Genomic DNA, 16,528 nt, shown 5'->3' with positions numbered 1-16,528 from the left:
CCGAGGTATGGAGCTGGCGACGCTCGTGAGGCGGCTGCGTGCCGACGCAGAACAGGCCAACGAGCGGCGCGTGCTCGTGTTGACGGGCGACCGTGGGGCCGGAATCGACGCCGCCTACACCGCCATCGAGGCGGCCGCTGTCGACGACGCCGTCACGCTGATCACGACCGAATCCGGATTTCGCTACGAGCGACTGCATCCCGATCACGCCTCCAAGCTACTGGGAACGACCCGTGAGATCGTCGTCTTCGACTGCCACGAGGGGTTTTCGGCCAACGCGCTCGGACAGGTCACCGGCGCGGTCGACGGGGGTGGCCTGCTCGTGTTGGTGCTGCCGACGCTCGATGAGCTCCCGAATCGACTCGCCGCGCTGGTCGATCAGGTCGCCGTCCCACCATTTTCGCGCGACGAGATCGGCAACCGCTTTCGGCAACGACTGGCTCGAACGCTGCGCACCCATCCCGGAATCGCCGTTGTACAGCTCGCTGGATCGGCTGCATCGACCGCCGACCGAACAGCCAGCGACATCGAGGTTGTCCGCGACGGGCTGATCGACCGCCAAGAGCCCCAGCCCCCCACCGAGCCGCGCGTCTACGCCGACACACCGTTTCCGGCTGCCGTCTACGAGGCTTGTCTCACAGGCGATCAGGCCCGCGCTGTCGCCCGGCTGTCTGCGTTGGCGACGCCGGGCAACGCGGTCGTCGTTGAGGCCGACCGCGGCCGCGGCAAATCGAGTGCGGCCGGGCTGGCTGCCGCCGCGTTGGCCGCGGATGGCAGCGACGTGCTCGTGACCGCCCCCGGCGTCGACAACGCGGCCGAACTGTTCGCCCGCGCCGGCGAGCTGCTGGCGACGCTCGACGCTCTCGCTGCCGACGATCAAAGCGACCACGACGCCGACACAGCCGACCGAACCGAGCAGCCGCTGTCAACGACGGCTGGCGGTCGGATCCGGTTTGCGTCGCCGCCGACGGCGGCCGCGTTGCCGTCATCGCCCGATGTCGTCCTCGTCGACGAGGCGGCCGCGCTGCCGGTCGGGCTGTTGGAACAGCTGCTCGACGCACCCGCGGTCGGCTTCTGTACGACCGTCCACGGCTACGAGGGTGCGGGCCGCGGCTTCGCGGTTCGGTTCCGTGAGCGACTGGCCGACGCCGACCACAACGTGACCGACGTGACACTCCAAGAGCCGATCAGATACGCCCGACACGACCCTGTTGAGGCGTGGCTCGCATGGGCACTGTTGCTCGATGCGGAGCCTCCAGCCGATCAGCTTGTCGACAATGCGACGACCGATACCGTGAGTTACCGCCGGGTCGATAGCGACGCCCTCGCTGCCGACGAGGGATTGTTCCGCGCGGTCGTCGGCTTGCTTGTCGCCGCCCATTACAAAACCGAACCCGACGACATCGTCCGCCTACTGGACGCGCCGAACCTCAAACTCCGCGCGCTCGTCCACGACGGCCACCCGGTCTCTGTCGCGCTGCTCGCCCGTGAGGGCGGCCTCAGCAGCGACCTCCAGGCAGCGATCTACGGCGGCGAGCGCGTGCAGGGCAACATGCTGCCGGACGTGCTGACGAGTCAGCTCCGTGATCCCGATGGAGTCGCGCCGGTCGGCTACCGCGTCATGCGGATCGCTACCCACCACGCCGCCCGGTCGCGCGGGCTCGGCTCGCGGCTGCTGTCGCGGTGTAAGAACGAATTTCAGGAGGCGGTCGACTGGTTCGGCGTCGGCTTCGGCGCGACCCCGCGGCTGCTGTCGTTCTGGCGGGCAAACGGCTATCGGACCGTGCATCTTTCGGTGACGGCAAACGCGACCAGCGGCGAGCACTCCGCGCTCATGCTGTCGCCAACCTCGGCTGTCGGGCGCGCACTCACCGACCGCCACGTCCGGTGGTTCCGCGAGCGGATCACATCGCAGTTGGCCGACCCGCTGTCCGGCGTCGACGCGGATGTCGTACGAGGCGCGATCGCTGCGGCGACGTTGCCGGATGAGGACGGCGCGAATCCGGCTCTCGATCTCGACGAGCGGGGCTGGCGGCTGCTGGCGGGGGTCGCCTACGGCCCCGGCACCTACGAGGCCGCCCCACAGGTTTTCTGCCGGCTTGCGATGGCACAGCTCACCGAGTCGGTCGCCGCGCTGTCGCCCCGCGACGAACGGCTGCTCGTCCGGAAAGCTCTGCAGGGCGCGCCGTGGGCGACAGTCGCCGACGAACTCGGATTCATCTCCGAGCGCGAGTGCAAGCGCGCGTTCGGCTCGATTGCGAAGGCGTTCTGTGAGGCCGTCGACACCGATGTCGTCGCCGACGAGCGGCGTCGCTACGAGGAGTGAGAGGGGGTATAACCGGCCGGCCGCATCTCTTTTCGTCGGCGGCGACCCAGCGTCGGTATGGTCGAGGTGGTTCTCGTCGTCGCCATCGTGCTGCTACTCGCCGGGATGGTCGGCAGCGTCCTCCCGGCGGTGCCAGCCGGCGGCTTCTCGCTGGCGGGGGTCTGGGTGTACGCGCTGTTCGGGAGCGAGCCGCTCGGCCCGCTGACCCTTGGCGCATTGACGCTGGCGGCAGTCGGCACGGTCGTCGTCGATCATGTCGGCGGCCCGGTCGCGGCGCGGTTGGGTGGCTCCTCAAACCGAACCGCCGTCATCGCGGGGGTCGTTGGATTCGTCTTGCTGTTCGTGCTCGGCCCGGTCGGCATCATCGTCGGCATCGTCGGCACCGTCTTTGCACTGGAGTTATCCGAGGGAGCCGACGCGGAGACCGCAGCTCGGCGGGCCGTCTATACTGCTGCGGGCGTGCTGGGTTCGGCATTCGCCCAGCTGCTGTTGACGGGGACGATCCTCGTCGCCTTTGTCGTCGCCGTCGTCGTGTTCTGAGCCACACCAGCGATCCGGGCGTGGGCAAACACGGCGTTTATTCGCGCTGCGGTGTTCTGTCGGGATATGTTGACGTTCATCGGGTTGGGACTGTACGACGAGCACTCGATCACCCGCGAGGGCGAGGCGGCACTCCAGGCAGCAGACCGTGTCTTTGCGGAGTTTTACACCAGCCGCCTCCTCGGAGCCGATGTCGCTGATCTCGAAGCCCACCACGACACCGAGATCGAGGTGCGAGACCGTGCGGGCGTCGAACAGAACCCCGAGCCGATTCTGCAGGCGGCCGAAAACGGCGACGCCGCTTTTCTCACCGCGGGTGATACGATGATCTCGACGACCCACGCTGATCTCCGGGTTCGGGCGGCCGACCGCGGGATCGATACTCGCGTCATCCACGGCGTCACCGCCGAAACCGCCGCCAGCGGGGTGACTGGCCTGCAAAACTACCGATTCGGGAAAGCTGTCACGCTGCCGTTTCCCGGCCTCCATGGCGCGGGCAACGTCCCGCCCAGCGTGATCGAGAGCATCGACGCCAACCGCGAGCGCGGGCTGCATACGCTGGTCTATCTTGATATCAAGGTCGACAGCCATCGTGATCTTTCGGCCCTTGACACCGACGACCCGTATATGCGAGCCGACCACGCTGCCGAACTGCTCGCAGCCGACTGGCACGATGAACTCGCGGTCGTCGTCGCGCGCGCCGGGGGTCCCGATCCCGTCGTCGCTGCCGACCGACTGTCGGCGTTGGCTGAGCGATCATTTGGTGAGCCGCTACATCTCCTCGTGATTCCTGGCGATCTCCATCATGTCGAAGCCGACGCGCTGGAAGCGTTGGCTGGGGCTCCGACGGCGTTGCTGCCGGATGAGGCGTAGTATCCCCAACAAGTGCTAATAGGTTCTAATACAAACGGGTACATACGATGCCGATCTCAAAGGATGAGTTTCAGGGGATCGACGAGGACAGCCCGTCGCGCCCCGATCTCTCGCCGGAGACAACACAGGGAGCAATCTATCGCTTCCTGCTTGCCAATGCCGACCGCGCGTTTCGTCAGCGTGAGATCGTGGAAGCGGTCGACGTGCCGGCCGGGAGCATCGGGCCGACGCTGAAACGGCTCGAAGACCACGAGCTCGTCGCCCACCGCGACCGGTTTTGGGCGATCGCCGATAGCGAACACGCGGTGGCGGCCGCCGGCCAGCAGACTGCGGCGACGGCTGACGCGGTCGACGGTGGGTTCGATGATAACGCGGTCGCTGCATGGATGGATACCGCCGTCGACCCGATCGACGACAACAGTGACGGAACCACCGAAACGGAGTAAGTATGCCGGAGCGCGGCACCGTGGTGTGGGCACCTGATCCGTTTGCGTCTGACAGTGGGAACCCGCGCCCGTGGATCATCCTCTCAGATGAGACACTACCGTACCCGGAGCAGGAGGCCATCGTTGTCGCATTCACAACACAGTCCCACCATCCCGGTAGTATGGCCGTCCCAAGCGAGGCGTGGGTACGTGGGGAACCACCTCAGCAGAGTTACGTCCTTCCGTGGACAGTAGCGACGCTGAAAACGGATCTTCATATCGTTGGCACACAGGGGACGATTACGACTGAATTCACCGCCAAGATCGCGGCAGCAGCGCGATCATACATCCCAGCTGGTGACTGAATCGAGAGCTGCGGTCAGTCGCTGTGGCGGGCACCGGGCTGTTCGGCGACCGGCTCGCGTGGCAGCTCCAAGGCAGCTTGCAGGTCGTGATCCTCGCCGGTGAGGAGGTAGAGCACATCCTCCAAGACGGTCAACAGCTCCGGGAGCTGTCGGGCAACGAGATAGGTGATCGCCATGAGCGCGACGACCGCCCCGAGTTGGCTGAGAATGCGGTCAGAGACAAGGAACGAGACGCGATAGGGGTTCGTCTCGCCGAACAGGAACAACACCGCATCAGGGAACCAATGCATCAGCTGATTGCCGGCGGCGATTGAGATGAACGCGGTGCGAAAGACGTTAAGCACGAAGATGATCGGAACAGCGACAGCCAGCGCGCGGAGCTTTCGGTTGAGGGGTGCCCTGACGGCCGCGATCAGGCCACTGAAGACGGCGATGCTGCCGAGGCCGGTACAGGCCAAGACGATATAGACGTTGTAGATATGGCCGTCGCTCAGCGTCCACTGGTAGGTCGCCATGAACCCCTCCGGGCTCTCGACGAGCGCGGGCGAGTAGCCCGCCGCCGAGATGATCCAGCCCGTGATCACAGTCGTTACCTCGATCAGGTATTGGCGGGGTGCTGGCAGCGAGAGCCCACCGACCGTGATCGCCGGGATGGTCTCGAAGGGAAGATAGATGAACCCCATGACGGCGATGGCCCGCGAGAGGACGAATAGTGTCGTCCGGCCGGTGTAGAGCTCGTAGGCCGCATAGAAACAGGCCGGCGCGCCGATCAACGCCAGCAGGGCCTCAACGAAGCTCTGGTGTTCAAACCACCAGAACGGCACCGAGTTGAGCCAAAACAGCCCGAATCCGACCCACGCGATCGTCGCGGTCGTCCGTGCTGGGGTCATCAGATCTGTCCCCGAGCGACGGCCGTACCACTCGGTAACCCCGGCGGCCGCAAACAGCAGCATGACAACCCAGATCAGCGCGTCCGACAGCACCCCCATGGTGAACAGCTGGTCGCTGAGCCATGTGAGCGGGGAACCGGTCATATCAATCGGAAGGTGACAGTCTCATAAATCCCTTATCCTTGTGTGCGTGGATACTGACCAGTCGACTTACTCCGCTGCGCGTTTGACGGTCATCACCGGCACCTCGGTGCTTTGGATCACGCGCTCGGCGACACTGCCCATCAGGAGCCGATCCATCCCCGTGCGGCCGTTGGTGCCCATCACGATCGCCTCGGCACCAACATCGTCGGCGTAGGTGGTGATCGTCTCGCCCGGCGCGCCCTCTCGGATGCTGACGACCGTGTCGATCCCCTCGCCATTCGCCATGTCGGCGACATCGTCGGTGATACGCTCGCCTTCCTCCTGGAGTGTCCCTTTGATGTGGTCGCTGCCGAGTTTGGGAGCCATCTGGCTCACGCGCTCGTGGTCGACAACGTAGAGGATGTGCATGTCGGCATCGTGTTTGTCCGCCAGATCGATCGCATGGGATGCGGCTTCGGTTGCCGCCTCACTGCCGTCAGTCGGGAACAGCACCGTCTCGTACATGTCTCTACGTTTCTCTCGCCCGTTGTGAATTAATCGGTTTTGTGGCTTGGCTGGAGACGACACCGCTGGGAGAGCCACCACAACCGTTAGCATCGACGGGATCAAACAGGGGTCGTGAACGAGTTCGTCGACTGGCTGCGAGCCCGCCCCCACTACGACGGCCAGATCGTCGCCCACCGCCCTCACCCGCCCCGCGAGGCCGCTTTCGCCGACATCGATCTCGAACCCCGCCTCGATTCCGCGCTCGCCGAACGCGGCATCGACCGGCTCTATGAGCACCAAGCCGCCGCGATCAACGCGATCCGCGACGGCGACAACGTCGTCATCGCCACCGAAACCGCCAGCGGTAAGAGCCTCGCCTACACCGTCCCGGCCTTCGAGCGCGCGATGGATCACGGAGGGCGAACTCTCTACCTCGGCCCGCAAAATGCGCTGATCGCCGACCAAGACGACACGCTGTCCGAACTCGCCCGCGATCTCGGCTTCGGCAGCCGTGTCTCGGTCGACCAGTACACGGGCCGCCTCTCGGATAGCGAAAAGCGAGACGTGCGCGACCGCCGGCCGACCGTCCTGCTGTCGAACCCGGATATGCTCCATTACGCGTTGTTGCCCTACGCCAACCGCCTCTGGGAGTGGTTCTTTTCCTCGTTGGAAACCGTCGTTATCGACGAGAATCACGGCTACCGCGGCGTCTTCGGGACGCAGGTCGCCCTCGTGCTTCGGCGACTGAACCGAATCTGCGAGCGGTACGATAGTGACCCGCAGTTCGTCTGCTGTTCGGCGACTATCGGCAACCCAGTCGAACACGCAGCTCGGATTACCGGCCGCGAAGCGGATTCGTTCGCGCTCGTTGACGACGACACCAGCGCGCGCGGGCCCCGCCATTGGCTGCTGTGGAATCCGCCCGAGTACGACGACCCACAGCGCGGCCACGGCTCCGGTCGCCGGCGGTCGAGTCACACCGAGTCGAAATCGCTATTCGTCGATCTCGTTGCGCAGGGTTACCAGACGCTCGCCTTTACCCGCGCCCGGCAGGCCGCCGAGCAGTACGCCACCGAGAGCGCGGACGAACTCCGCAATCGTGGTGAACGCGACCTCGCAGGTAAGATCCGCGCTTATCAGGCCGCGCTCAACAACGACACTCGTCGGGAGATCGAGGGCAATCTCCAGTCCGGCGATCTCCGAGGCATCTGGAGTACGAACGCCCTCGAACTCGGCGTCGATATCGGCGGGCTTGACGCCGTCATCCTCGACGGTTACCCCGGCACGCGGATGTCGGCTAGCCAGCAGGCTGGCCGGGCGGGTCGCGGTACCGATCCCGCGCTGGTCGCCTTCGTCGGCGGCGAGGATCAGCTTGATCAGTACCTGATGAAACATCCCGAGGAATTCTTCGAGGCCGGCCCCGAGCAAGCGGTCGTCGACCCCGGGAACCGCGAACTGCTGGCAGATCACGTCGCCTGTGCCGCCGCCGAAAACTGGCTGTCGATCGACGACGAGATCCACTTCGGCGACGACTTCGCCGACGTTGTCACCGAACTCGTCGATGACGGCCGCCTCGACCGCCGCGAGACCGACGCCGGCATCCGCTGGCTGCACGACGGCGACGGCAGCCCACAACACGAGATGAGCCTCCGAACTGTCGGCGACCGCGAGATCCGCCTCATGGACGCTCGCAACAACGATGTGATCGCCACGCTCGGCTTCGACGATGCCCTCCGGGACGCCCACCGCGGTGCGATCTACCACCAACAGGGCCAGACCTACGAGGTGACCACACTCGATCTCGACCGGGATGTCGCCGAACTCCAGCCCTCGTGGGCCGACTACTATACGCAGGTGCTCTCGGAGAAATCGGTCGTCGTCAACGAAGATTTGGACGAGAAATCACTGCCGTACGCGCCTGGCGACGCTGATGCTGACGCAGATGACGACGCCGATGACGACGCGGAGGCGACCGTCCACTTCGCCGATGTCACCGTCACCGAGCGCATCACCGGTTTTCAGCGCAAGGATCGCCGCACCGGCGAGGTCATCGGTGAGGAGACACTCGATTTGCCGAAAACGACGTTGCGAACGAAGGCGCTCTACTTCACCGTCCCGCCGGCTGTCGAACGCGAACTCCGTGAAGCGCACTCCGACTGGGAGTTCAACGGCGGCATCCACGCCGCCGAGCACGGGATGATCTCGCTGTTCCCGTTCATGCTGCTCTGTGATCGCGGCGACATCGGCGGGCTGTCGATCCCACACCACCCCCACACCGACCGGGCGACCGTCTTCATCTACGACGGCTATCCCGGCGGCGTGGGTCTCACAGAAGCTGGGTTCGACATCGTCGAGGATTTGATGACGCGTACCGCTCGACTGATCGATGACTGCGACTGCGCCGACGGCTGTCCGGCCTGCGTGCAGTCGCCGCAGTGTGGCAACGGCAACGAACCGCTGGCGAAATCGCCGGCCGTGACGCTTCTGGAAGAACTGACTGCGGCGTCATCGACAGTAGAGCAGTAGGTGGCACGGCCTCGCAGCGGCTCAGCCGCGCAGAACCATTTCGGCGTAGGCGGTGGCGATCCGCTTCATCGTCGCCGCACTCAGGCGGGCGTGCATCGCGCGGATATCGCCATGCGCGATCCGATGGGTTGCCCACGGTTCGAGAAACGACCGGGTCAGCAGTTCGCCACTCGCCGGCTCGTCGGCTTCGATAGCAACGGCGTAGGGATGCTCGCCGTAGCGGTCGCTACTGGTCAGCGCGGCGACGGTGTAGCGATCCCCGTAATCCGGGCACTGCTCGTCAGAGATGACAACGACAGGACGAGACGGTCGGCGGTCGTACGGATCGGGGATCGACACAACCGCTCCATGGCTGTAAGTCATGTATCAGGCCTCGTCGTCGGCCTCCTGATTCGAAACGAGTGTCTCGGCGTCGGTATCGTCGGTCTCACCGCTGGTGGGCTCCTCGCCGGGATCGAGTTCCGGGAGTTCGTCCTCCCAGCCGGCGTCAGCGTAGGCGTCGTCCGGTGAATCGTCGAACAGCTCAACCGCGGCGTCCAGCGATTCCAATCGGCGTTGAAGCGATTCGACCCGTTCAGGATCGATGTAGTAGGCCCCCTGTGAGCGACTGACGAGCCCTTTCTCGTGGAGCCGACTCATCGTCTTCGAGGCACTGCCCTCGGTAATCTTGGTCTCGGCGGCGATCTCTGACGGTGAAAACCCGTAGTCGTGGTTGGCGATGAGGAACCGCAGTGCGGCGTGTTCGTTTGTTTCGGGGCTAATCGGGAACGGCTCGTCTCGCCGGAGTTCATCGATGTGGTAGGGCATTTATGTCCCTTGTTGTCACTGTACGTCATTAATGCTTTCCTGCACTCTGCCGGTTTCGTGAGACTCACTCCGGATCTCTAAAAAAGAATCAATTAGCGACCAACGGCGCGCGACAGCTTACTCGTCTTTCTCTTCGTCGTCAGCGTCGTCGGCGTCCTCGAAGTCGGCATCGACGTACTCGTCGCCCTCGCCGTCAGCACCAGCAGCACCGCCCGCGCCGGCACCCTCGGGGCCGAAGCCGCCTTCAGGGCCGCCCGCGCCGCCCGCGCCGCCGGGGCCGGCCTGGGCCTGCTGGGCCTGTTGTTCGTACATCTGCTTGCCGATCTCCTGGAGTTCCTCCGAGAGCGTCTCGGTGGCGTCCTGCAGTTCCTCGGTTTCGGCGTCCTCGTCTTCGAGGACTTCCTCGACATCCTCGATAGCGTCGCGGATGTCGGCTTCGAGATCGTCGTCGACCTGTTCTTCGTTCTCCTCAAGCAGCGACTCGGCGCGCTGAACCGCGCCCTCGGCCTCGTTGCGAGCCTCGATCCGCTCGCGGCGTTGCTCGTCTTCCTCGGCGTGCTGTTCGGCCTCCTCCTGCATGCGCTCGACTTCCTCGTCGGAGAGGCCAGCACCGCCCTCGATGGTGATCGACTCGGCGTTGCCCGAGCCCTGATCCTCGGCGGAAACGTTGACGATGCCGTCGGCGTCGATGGAGAACTCGACTTCGATCTGCGGCGTTCCGGCCGGTGACGGCGGGATGCCGGTGAGCATGAACTCGCCAAGCAGTTCGTTTTCGTTGGCGATCTCGCGTTCGCCCTGGAAGACCCGCACCTGCACGGAGGTCTGATTGTCGGCCGCCGTGGTGAACACCTTCGAGGCATCGGTCGGGATCGTGGTGTTCTTGTCGATGAGTCGCTCGAAGAGGCCGCCTTTGACCTCGATCCCGAGACTCAGCGGCGTCACGTCGAGCAGGACGATGTCGTCGACATCGCCGGCCAGCACGCCACCCTGAATCGCCGCGCCGAGCGCAACGGCTTCGTCGGGGTTGACGTTCTTTTTCGGCTCCTGGCCGACGAGTTCTTCGACCTTTTCGGAAACTTGGGGCATCCGAGTCGACCCGCCGACGAGGATGACCTCGTCGATATCGCCTTTCGATTTGTCGGCGTCTTCGAGTGCCTGCTCGGTCGGCTCGACCGTTCGCTCGATCAGATCTTTGGAGATGTTTTCGAACGTGGCTCGGGTGATCGAGGTTTCGAGGTGCACCGGCCCCGAATCGGTCGCTGTGATGAATGGGAGGTTGATATTTGCTTCTTTCCGCGAGGAGAGTTCGATCTTCGCCTCCTCGGCGGCCTCCTTGAGTCGCTGGAGTGCCTGCCGGTCGTCCCGCAGGTCGATCCCGTGGTCGTCCTCGAACTCGTCGGCAAGGTGGTCGATGATCGCCTGATCCCAGTCGTCGCCGCCGAGGTCGTTGTCGCCGTTCGTGGCGACCACGTCGTAGACGCCGCCGCCGAGTTCAAGGACGGAAACATCGAACGTACCGCCGCCGAGGTCGTAGACCAAGACCGTCTGGTCGGATTCGTCGTCAAGGCCGTAGGCCATCGAGGCGGCGGTCGGCTCGTTGACGATGCGTTCGACCTCGAAGCCGGCGATCTCGCCGGCGTTTTTCGTCGCCTGTCGCTGGCGGTCGTTGAAGTACGCCGGCACCGTGATGACAGCCTTTTCGAGGTCGTGGCCGAGATACTCCTCAGCATCGCGTTTGATCTTCTGGAGGATCATCGCCGAGATCTGCTCAGGGGTATAGCTCTCGTCGTCGATCTCGACCTCGTAATCCTCCTCGCCCATGTGGCGTTTGATCGACTGGATCGTCTTTTCTGGGTTCTGTACTGCCTGATTTTTCGCCGGCTTGCCGATCAGCCGCTCGCCGTCGTCGTCGAAGGCGACGACCGAGGGGGTCGTCCGGTCGCCCTCGCCGTTGACGATGATCTCCGGGTCGCCACCCTCCATCACTGCGAACGCGCTGTTCGTCGTGCCAAGGTCAATACCGAGAATCTTCTCACTGGCCATCTTGGGCCAAACTACCGGTTTGGATCGGTTAAAGGTTACTAGACAGCCCGACACCACCGTCGCAGGGAAGCTACCGCTGTCGTGCGATTAGTGAGATGCCACAACCCCGCCGGTCGGTGTGTTTAAATAAACCGCAAACTCACCACTGTGGAGTTCGCCGACCCTCGGATTACTCGTCGCTGCTCACCGTGACGCGTGCCGGGCGGAGGATCTTGCCGGCCATCTCGTAGCCCTGCTGGTAGACATCGGCGATGGTGCCGGCGGGCTGGTCGCTGTCGACCCGCTGCATGACCTCGTGGCGTTCGGGATCGACCTCCTCGCCTGCTGCCGGCGAGATGAACGCGACGTTTTCGTCTTCGAGGGCGCGATCGAAGGCTTCCAGCGTTGATTCGACGCCAGGGCGGATGTCGGCGTCGTCGTCCTGATCGAGTGCGCGAACGAGGTTGTCGCGGACATCGATGAGCTCCTCGACGAGATCCTCGGTTGCCCGCGCCTTCATCTCCTCTTGCTGTTTTTTCGTTCGTTTCTTGTAGTTCTTGAAGTCCGCGCGAGCCCGCGAGAGCTTGTCGGTGAGATCGTCGATCTCCTCGTCTTTCGCGTCGACATCCTCGGCCAGCGAGTCGATCCGCGAGCGCAGTTCGGTCGCTTCGGCCTCCAGCGACGGGTCGGCGTCGACGATCCGGTCGACCAGCTGAGCTGTGGCAACATCAGAAACCTCGTTGCCCTTCTCGGCGTCGTCCGGCGCATACCCTGCCGGCGCAGCATCGTCGTCTTCGTCTGTCGATTCCTCGACTGCTGCTGCGTCATCGCTCATACACGTTCCCAGACGCTTTGGCGGCTTAAGGGTTCAGAACCCTACTGATACATCCGGATCGGCTCGGCGCGGCTGCTCTCCTCGCTGGCCTGCTGCATCCGCTTGAGGAGCTGCTCGCGGGCCTGCTCGATCTCGGCGGCTTTGTCGGTGAGATCGCCGGTGTCGACCTCGATGCCGGCGATCGGTTCGATTGCGCGTTCGATCACGGCCTTGGCGGCATCCGGATCGGGGAACTGCGGGTCAGATTCGACGACGACGCCGACAGCGGTCGTCTCGTGGTCGACAGCATGGGCCAACAGCGCGCCTGTCGGCCCCGAGACGATCCCCATCTCATCCGGCGTGTCGATGCCGGCGTCGACGAGCCGCCCCGTCCCCTCGCCCGCGCCGACACCGTAGAGTGCCGGCTGTTCGGCCTCGGTCTGGCGGGGGAGCCCCGAAATGTAGATCGGCAACACGGATTCGGCGTTGAACCACTCGGTCACACAGTCGGCGAAGGCGGTGGCTGCCCGTGGGTTGATCGGCACGTCGCTTTGGAGTGCCAGCAGGTCGCGCTCGGCGTCAACGTAGAGCCGGACGGGCGTCACCAGCTCGCTGCTGTCCGGTTGGTAGGTCGTTACCGGCGGGATCCCCTCGCAGTGAACGTTGGCGTAATGCTCCATCCCGAGCTCCTCGATCAGGTGGTCGACGACGATCTTGCCGACCAGTCCGACGCCGGGAAACCCTTCGACCAGTGTCGGCTCATCCAGCGACACGTCAAGCCGGCGATCAATCCGAGCCATACAGGGGTGACGACCGCAACCCACCTAATCGTTGGTGTCGGGTCGCCGCGTCCCTCACGTCCGGCGGAGCGAAACCGACAAACCCGGAGCCGCGAAAGATCGGCTATGAACCCCTTAGAGCGGTACGCCCCGCTCGTCGACGACACCGACGCCTTTTTCGAGGCTTGCGAGCGACCGCTGCCCTCGGTTGTCCGCGTCAACACGATCAAGGCTGACCCCGAACGGGCCCGGCGCGCCCTTGACGACGAGGGTGTTGTCTACGAGCCGGTCGACTGGCACGACGGCCTGCTCCGGCTGCCCGACGCCTCGCCGGGCACCAACTGGCCGTACTTCCACGGCTGGCTCCACGGCCAGGAGGAGGTCTCGGCGGTGCCTGCGCTCGCACTCGATCCACAACCCGGCGAGAAGGTTTGGGATAGCTGTGCCGCGCCAGGCAGCAAGACCACCCAGCTGTCGGCGATGATGGATGACCGCGGGGTCGTCGTCGGCAACGACAACAATCTCGGGCGGCTCTCGTCGCTGCGGCACAACGCCGAACGCCTCGGCGTCACCAATCTCGTCGTCACCAAACAGGACGGCCGGAACTTCTCACTGAAGCCGCTCGGCTTCGACGAATTTGACCGCGCGATCGTTGACGCGCCCTGTTCCTGTGAGGGGACGATCCGCAAGAACCCAGACACCCTCGACCAGTGGACGCTGGAACACGTTCACAGCGTCGCAGCAGTCCAGAAGGGGATCCTCTCGCGGGCGGTGCAGGCGACCAAACCGGGCGGCACAGTCGTCTACTCGACGTGTACGTTCGCCCCAGAGGAGAACGAAGCCGTCGTCGACCACGTTCTCGACACCGAGGAGTGCAAGGTTGTCGACTTCGACTGTCCGCTCGATTCGGTTTCCGGCGTCACCGAGTGGGAGGACGACAGCTACGATTCCAGCGTGACCGACACCCATCGGATCTACCCACATCTCAACGACACCGGCGGGTTCTACTGTGCGAAACTGGAGGTGACAGCATGAGCGACGACGAGCGAGAAAACGTTGGCCAGCAGTTCGGCCGCCTGCCGGCGACCCCGGCCGACCGCGAGGTCGAGGGCCGGGCGAGCCGCGAGGAAGTGATCGACTTTTTCGCCGAGCGGTTCGGCATCGACCCCGCTGTCTTCGCGGAGTTCACGTTCTGGGAGAAAGGCAAAGGCAAGATCTGGATCTTCGCCGACGACGCGCCGACGCCGATCCGCGTCGAGGGGCTCGGAATGACCGTGTTGCGAACCCGACAGGAACACTGGAAGCCGACTCAGAGTGCGATCCAGCGGTTTGGCCGCCACGCGACGAAAAACGTGATCGAGATCGACGGCGAGGCCGCCGCAGCGTTCGTTCGCGGCGAGGATCAGGAACTCGACTGGGACGGCGACTGGGGGTATTTGATCGCTGCGCACACGGTTGGGGTCGGGCCGGAGGGCCGACCAGTGCGAGACGGCACCGCCGTCGAGCGAGGCGAGCGCGAACCGATCGGTGTTGGGCTCTACGTCTACGGCGAGTTGCGCTCGACAGTGCCAAAAGGAAATCAGGAATCGTTGTCGCCGCTGTCGACGGATTAGGCCGTCTCGCTGTTGAGCGCGTGACTCGTAATTCGGTCACCGTAGCGGTGGTACAGCAGCGTGAGCGCGATGCCAGCCGGCGACCAGCGGTAGGCGAGGACGGCGACGCCGAGCAACACCGCACCGAGGCGTCGGTTCCCGCCGAGCACTGCCCGGAGCCCGGTGACGACGACGGAAAGTACACTAAACAGCCGTGTCCACCGCGAGGCAAACAGTTTGGAGAGCACCATACCCATGCTTCGGGACGACGCGGGAAAAGCAACCGTGTCAGTCGTCTTGGGCCTCTCGCTTTTCGAGCGTTCCACCGGAGAGCCCATCCCAGACGACACGGTAGCCGACCGCCGACAGCACCGCGCTGGCGTCGCTGACGCCGTACCCGGCGATGATCGCCTCGGCGTCCGCAAACGACTGGCCGGCCTCGATCTCATCGCCGATCTCGGCCAGGATTTCGGGGCGAACGAGCCATTGCCCGACGCGGGTGTGCTCCGGGAACATCCGTCCCTCGATCACGTCGGTCGCAACGCCGTGGTCGGCGGCCACGTCATCGAGTTCGATCACGTCGGCCGTGGGTCGGAGTTCGTCTGGAAGATTGTCGCCGGCCGCCGCGGTGAGATCGGCTTCGTATTCTCGGAGCACGTCAACAACGTCTTTCACCCGAACTGTCCCAGAGTATGGGATCGCGCGGTGGTCACGGGCGGCGATCTCCTCGCCGACGCCCAGCGACTCGTCGACAGCGACGACCAGTTCCACATCCTCGACGCTGGCCAGCTGGCCGAGCTTCTTTTCGACGTACTCGGGCGTCCAAAACCCCATCACCTCGAAGTAGACCCGGAAATCGGCGAATCGGTAGTCGAAGGCGAAATCGGGGATCATCACGCTTGATCCGGTTTCCAGCAGATCCGGTTCGCGCCGGAGTTCCCAGTCAAGATCGAGGGCTTCGAATCGGGCGGCAAAGTCGCTCTCGACGCCGCTGTCGTAGCTCGGCTCGGCAACGGGGTCGACGCCGGGTACCGACACGTCGCCGGCGCGGAGCGTCATCTCGCGGTCGGTGCCGTGGTCGTCGACAGTCGCCGTCAACTCCCACTCGTTGGTCGCCGCGACCGACCGCAGCAGGCGGGCGAAGGCGGTACCGTACCGACGTGTTCGCCGGAACAGGCGGTCGGGGCCGGTGACGACGACTGTGCGCTGATCGGCCAGCGGGCTGTCACTGTCGGTCACGTCGTCGCCGTCGTCTGCGTCGCTGTTCGGCTGTTCGATCTCGTACATCAGTCCGAGCCGCTTGACGGCCGTAATCACTGCCCGTGGATCGCTGCTGCGGAGCCGTACCTCGGTCGCATCGAACAGCGCGGTCTGGGCCAGCGAGAGGTTGTACTGCTCGATAAGTGTCTCTGGATCCCACCGCGAATCGAATGCGGCCAGCCGCTGATTGCAGTCGCGGTCGGCGTACAGCGAGTCCTCGATCGCTGTCGACTCGACCGCGAGATCGTTAGCCGCCTGTGCGATCGCCTGCTCGCGTTCGTCGTCGCTGGCGACGCCGACGGTTTCGGCGGCCTCAAAGGCGACACGGCGGGCGCGTTCGGGCGGTAGCAGCGCGTCGGTTTCGAAGTCGGCTTCACGATCGAGCAGCGCGGCGAACCCGCGGACGAGCTTGAAGTCCTCTTCCTCACGCTCGATGGCCTCGACCGCCTCATCGAGCGTCCCCCGTGTTTCGCCGACGTGGCCCTGATAGGTGCCGATGAGCGTGGCGGCCAGCGGGCGGTGCTCCCGACCGATGAACTCGGGGCGGTAGCGGCCGCCACGGCGAGAGACACGGAGGAGATCCTTCGTCAGCACGCCCTCGCGTTCGTCGCGCGGTGGTAAAAACGCCCCGAGGCGCAGACCGCACCGCACCAGTGGTGGCACAACCGGAATCAGCCGA

The 16,528-nt window shown here is 64.8% G+C and carries 17 protein-coding genes; 8 read left to right on the top strand and 9 right to left on the bottom strand.

Going from position 1 to position 16,528, the window contains the following annotated elements; all coding sequences use genetic code 11:
* Nucleotides 1-7 precede the first annotated feature (7 nt).
* From tmcA to EWF95_RS12685, 5 genes are all read left to right on the top strand, one after another.
* The gene (tmcA, locus tag EWF95_RS12705) at nt 8-2,326 is read left to right on the top strand and encodes a tRNA(Met) cytidine acetyltransferase TmcA (RefSeq protein ID WP_142444459.1); all 2,319 of its coding nucleotides are present in this window, start codon (nt 8-10) and stop codon (nt 2,324-2,326) included.
* A gap of 57 nt (nt 2,327-2,383) precedes the next feature.
* Nucleotides 2,384-2,866 carry a DUF456 domain-containing protein gene (locus EWF95_RS12700; protein WP_142444458.1) on the top strand — a complete coding sequence of 161 codons (483 nt, stop codon included), beginning with the start codon at nt 2,384-2,386 and terminating at the stop codon, nt 2,864-2,866.
* 66 nt (nt 2,867-2,932) lie between these two features.
* On the top strand, nt 2,933-3,739 hold the full coding sequence (dph5, locus tag EWF95_RS12695; RefSeq protein WP_142444457.1) for a diphthine synthase: 807 nt from the start codon (nt 2,933-2,935) through the stop codon (nt 3,737-3,739).
* A 47-nt stretch (nt 3,740-3,786) separates the two neighbouring features.
* On the top strand, nt 3,787-4,185 hold the full coding sequence (locus EWF95_RS13650; RefSeq protein ID WP_185911787.1) for a MarR family transcriptional regulator: 399 nt from the start codon (nt 3,787-3,789) through the stop codon (nt 4,183-4,185).
* 2 nt (nt 4,186-4,187) lie between these two features.
* Entirely contained in the window at nt 4,188-4,529 is a 342-nt protein-coding gene (locus tag EWF95_RS12685; RefSeq protein ID WP_142444456.1) for a type II toxin-antitoxin system PemK/MazF family toxin, read from the top strand.
* A gap of 14 nt (nt 4,530-4,543) precedes the next feature.
* Here the strand turns inward: EWF95_RS12685 and artA are convergent, their stop codons facing one another.
* Nucleotides 4,544-5,518 (bottom strand): archaeosortase A, encoded by a 975-nt coding sequence (gene artA / locus EWF95_RS12680; protein ID WP_142444583.1) that lies wholly within the window; start codon nt 5,516-5,518, stop codon nt 4,544-4,546.
* Between the two features lie 111 nt (nt 5,519-5,629).
* Nucleotides 5,630-6,067, bottom strand: a complete 438-nt coding sequence (locus EWF95_RS12675; RefSeq protein ID WP_185911786.1) for a universal stress protein — start codon at nt 6,065-6,067, stop codon at nt 5,630-5,632.
* A gap of 114 nt (nt 6,068-6,181) precedes the next feature.
* Between EWF95_RS12675 and EWF95_RS12670 the strand changes: the two genes are divergently transcribed.
* A complete protein-coding gene (locus EWF95_RS12670; RefSeq protein ID WP_142444454.1) occupies nt 6,182-8,575 on the top strand; it encodes a DEAD/DEAH box helicase in 2,394 nt (797 codons plus the stop codon).
* A 21-nt stretch (nt 8,576-8,596) separates the two neighbouring features.
* On the opposite strand, the gene EWF95_RS12665 is transcribed toward EWF95_RS12670, so the two are convergent.
* The 5 genes from EWF95_RS12665 to EWF95_RS12645 all read right to left on the bottom strand — a co-directional run bounded on the left by EWF95_RS12665 (nt 8,597) and on the right by EWF95_RS12645 (nt 13,018).
* Entirely contained in the window at nt 8,597-8,938 is a 342-nt protein-coding gene (locus EWF95_RS12665; RefSeq protein ID WP_142444453.1) for a type II toxin-antitoxin system PemK/MazF family toxin, read from the bottom strand.
* Between the two features lie 3 nt (nt 8,939-8,941).
* A complete protein-coding gene (locus EWF95_RS12660) occupies nt 8,942-9,382 on the bottom strand; it encodes a MarR family transcriptional regulator (RefSeq protein ID WP_142444452.1) in 441 nt (146 codons plus the stop codon).
* A gap of 117 nt (nt 9,383-9,499) precedes the next feature.
* On the bottom strand, nt 9,500-11,425 hold the full coding sequence (gene dnaK, locus EWF95_RS12655; protein WP_142444451.1) for a molecular chaperone DnaK: 1,926 nt from the start codon (nt 11,423-11,425) through the stop codon (nt 9,500-9,502).
* Between the two features lie 169 nt (nt 11,426-11,594).
* A complete protein-coding gene (locus tag EWF95_RS12650; protein WP_142444450.1) occupies nt 11,595-12,239 on the bottom strand; it encodes a nucleotide exchange factor GrpE in 645 nt (214 codons plus the stop codon).
* A 41-nt stretch (nt 12,240-12,280) separates the two neighbouring features.
* Complete coding sequence (locus EWF95_RS12645) at nt 12,281-13,018, bottom strand: proteasome assembly chaperone family protein (protein WP_142444449.1); 738 nt, start codon at nt 13,016-13,018, stop codon at nt 12,281-12,283.
* A gap of 105 nt (nt 13,019-13,123) precedes the next feature.
* Here EWF95_RS12645 and EWF95_RS12640 point away from each other — a divergent pair, with 105 nt between their 5' ends.
* Nucleotides 13,124-14,032, top strand: coding sequence for an RsmB/NOP family class I SAM-dependent RNA methyltransferase (locus tag EWF95_RS12640; RefSeq protein ID WP_142444448.1), 909 nt, complete (start codon nt 13,124-13,126; stop codon nt 14,030-14,032).
* Nucleotides 14,029-14,610, top strand: a complete 582-nt coding sequence (locus tag EWF95_RS12635) for a DUF7122 family protein (RefSeq protein ID WP_142444447.1) — start codon at nt 14,029-14,031, stop codon at nt 14,608-14,610. The genes EWF95_RS12640 and EWF95_RS12635 overlap by 4 nt, the downstream gene beginning before the upstream one ends.
* On the opposite strand, the gene EWF95_RS12630 is transcribed toward EWF95_RS12635, so the two are convergent.
* Together EWF95_RS12630 and EWF95_RS12625 are read right to left on the bottom strand one after the other, a co-directional pair.
* Nucleotides 14,607-14,840, bottom strand: coding sequence for a hypothetical protein (locus EWF95_RS12630; RefSeq protein WP_142444446.1), 234 nt, complete (start codon nt 14,838-14,840; stop codon nt 14,607-14,609). The two genes, EWF95_RS12635 and EWF95_RS12630, sit on opposite strands and share 4 nt — an antisense overlap.
* A 37-nt stretch (nt 14,841-14,877) precedes the next feature.
* Nucleotides 14,878-16,443 (bottom strand): DUF790 family protein, encoded by a 1,566-nt coding sequence (locus EWF95_RS12625; protein WP_142444445.1) that lies wholly within the window; start codon nt 16,441-16,443, stop codon nt 14,878-14,880.
* Between the last annotated feature and the right edge of the window lie 85 nt (nt 16,444-16,528).

The sequence above is a fragment of the Halonotius roseus genome (genome assembly GCF_006861655.1).
In the GTDB taxonomy this organism is placed as follows: Archaea; Halobacteriota; Halobacteria; order Halobacteriales; family Haloferacaceae; genus Halonotius; species Halonotius roseus.
The sequence above is the reverse complement of the archived record's forward strand: the minus strand, read 5'-3'. Positions and strand labels throughout refer to the sequence as shown.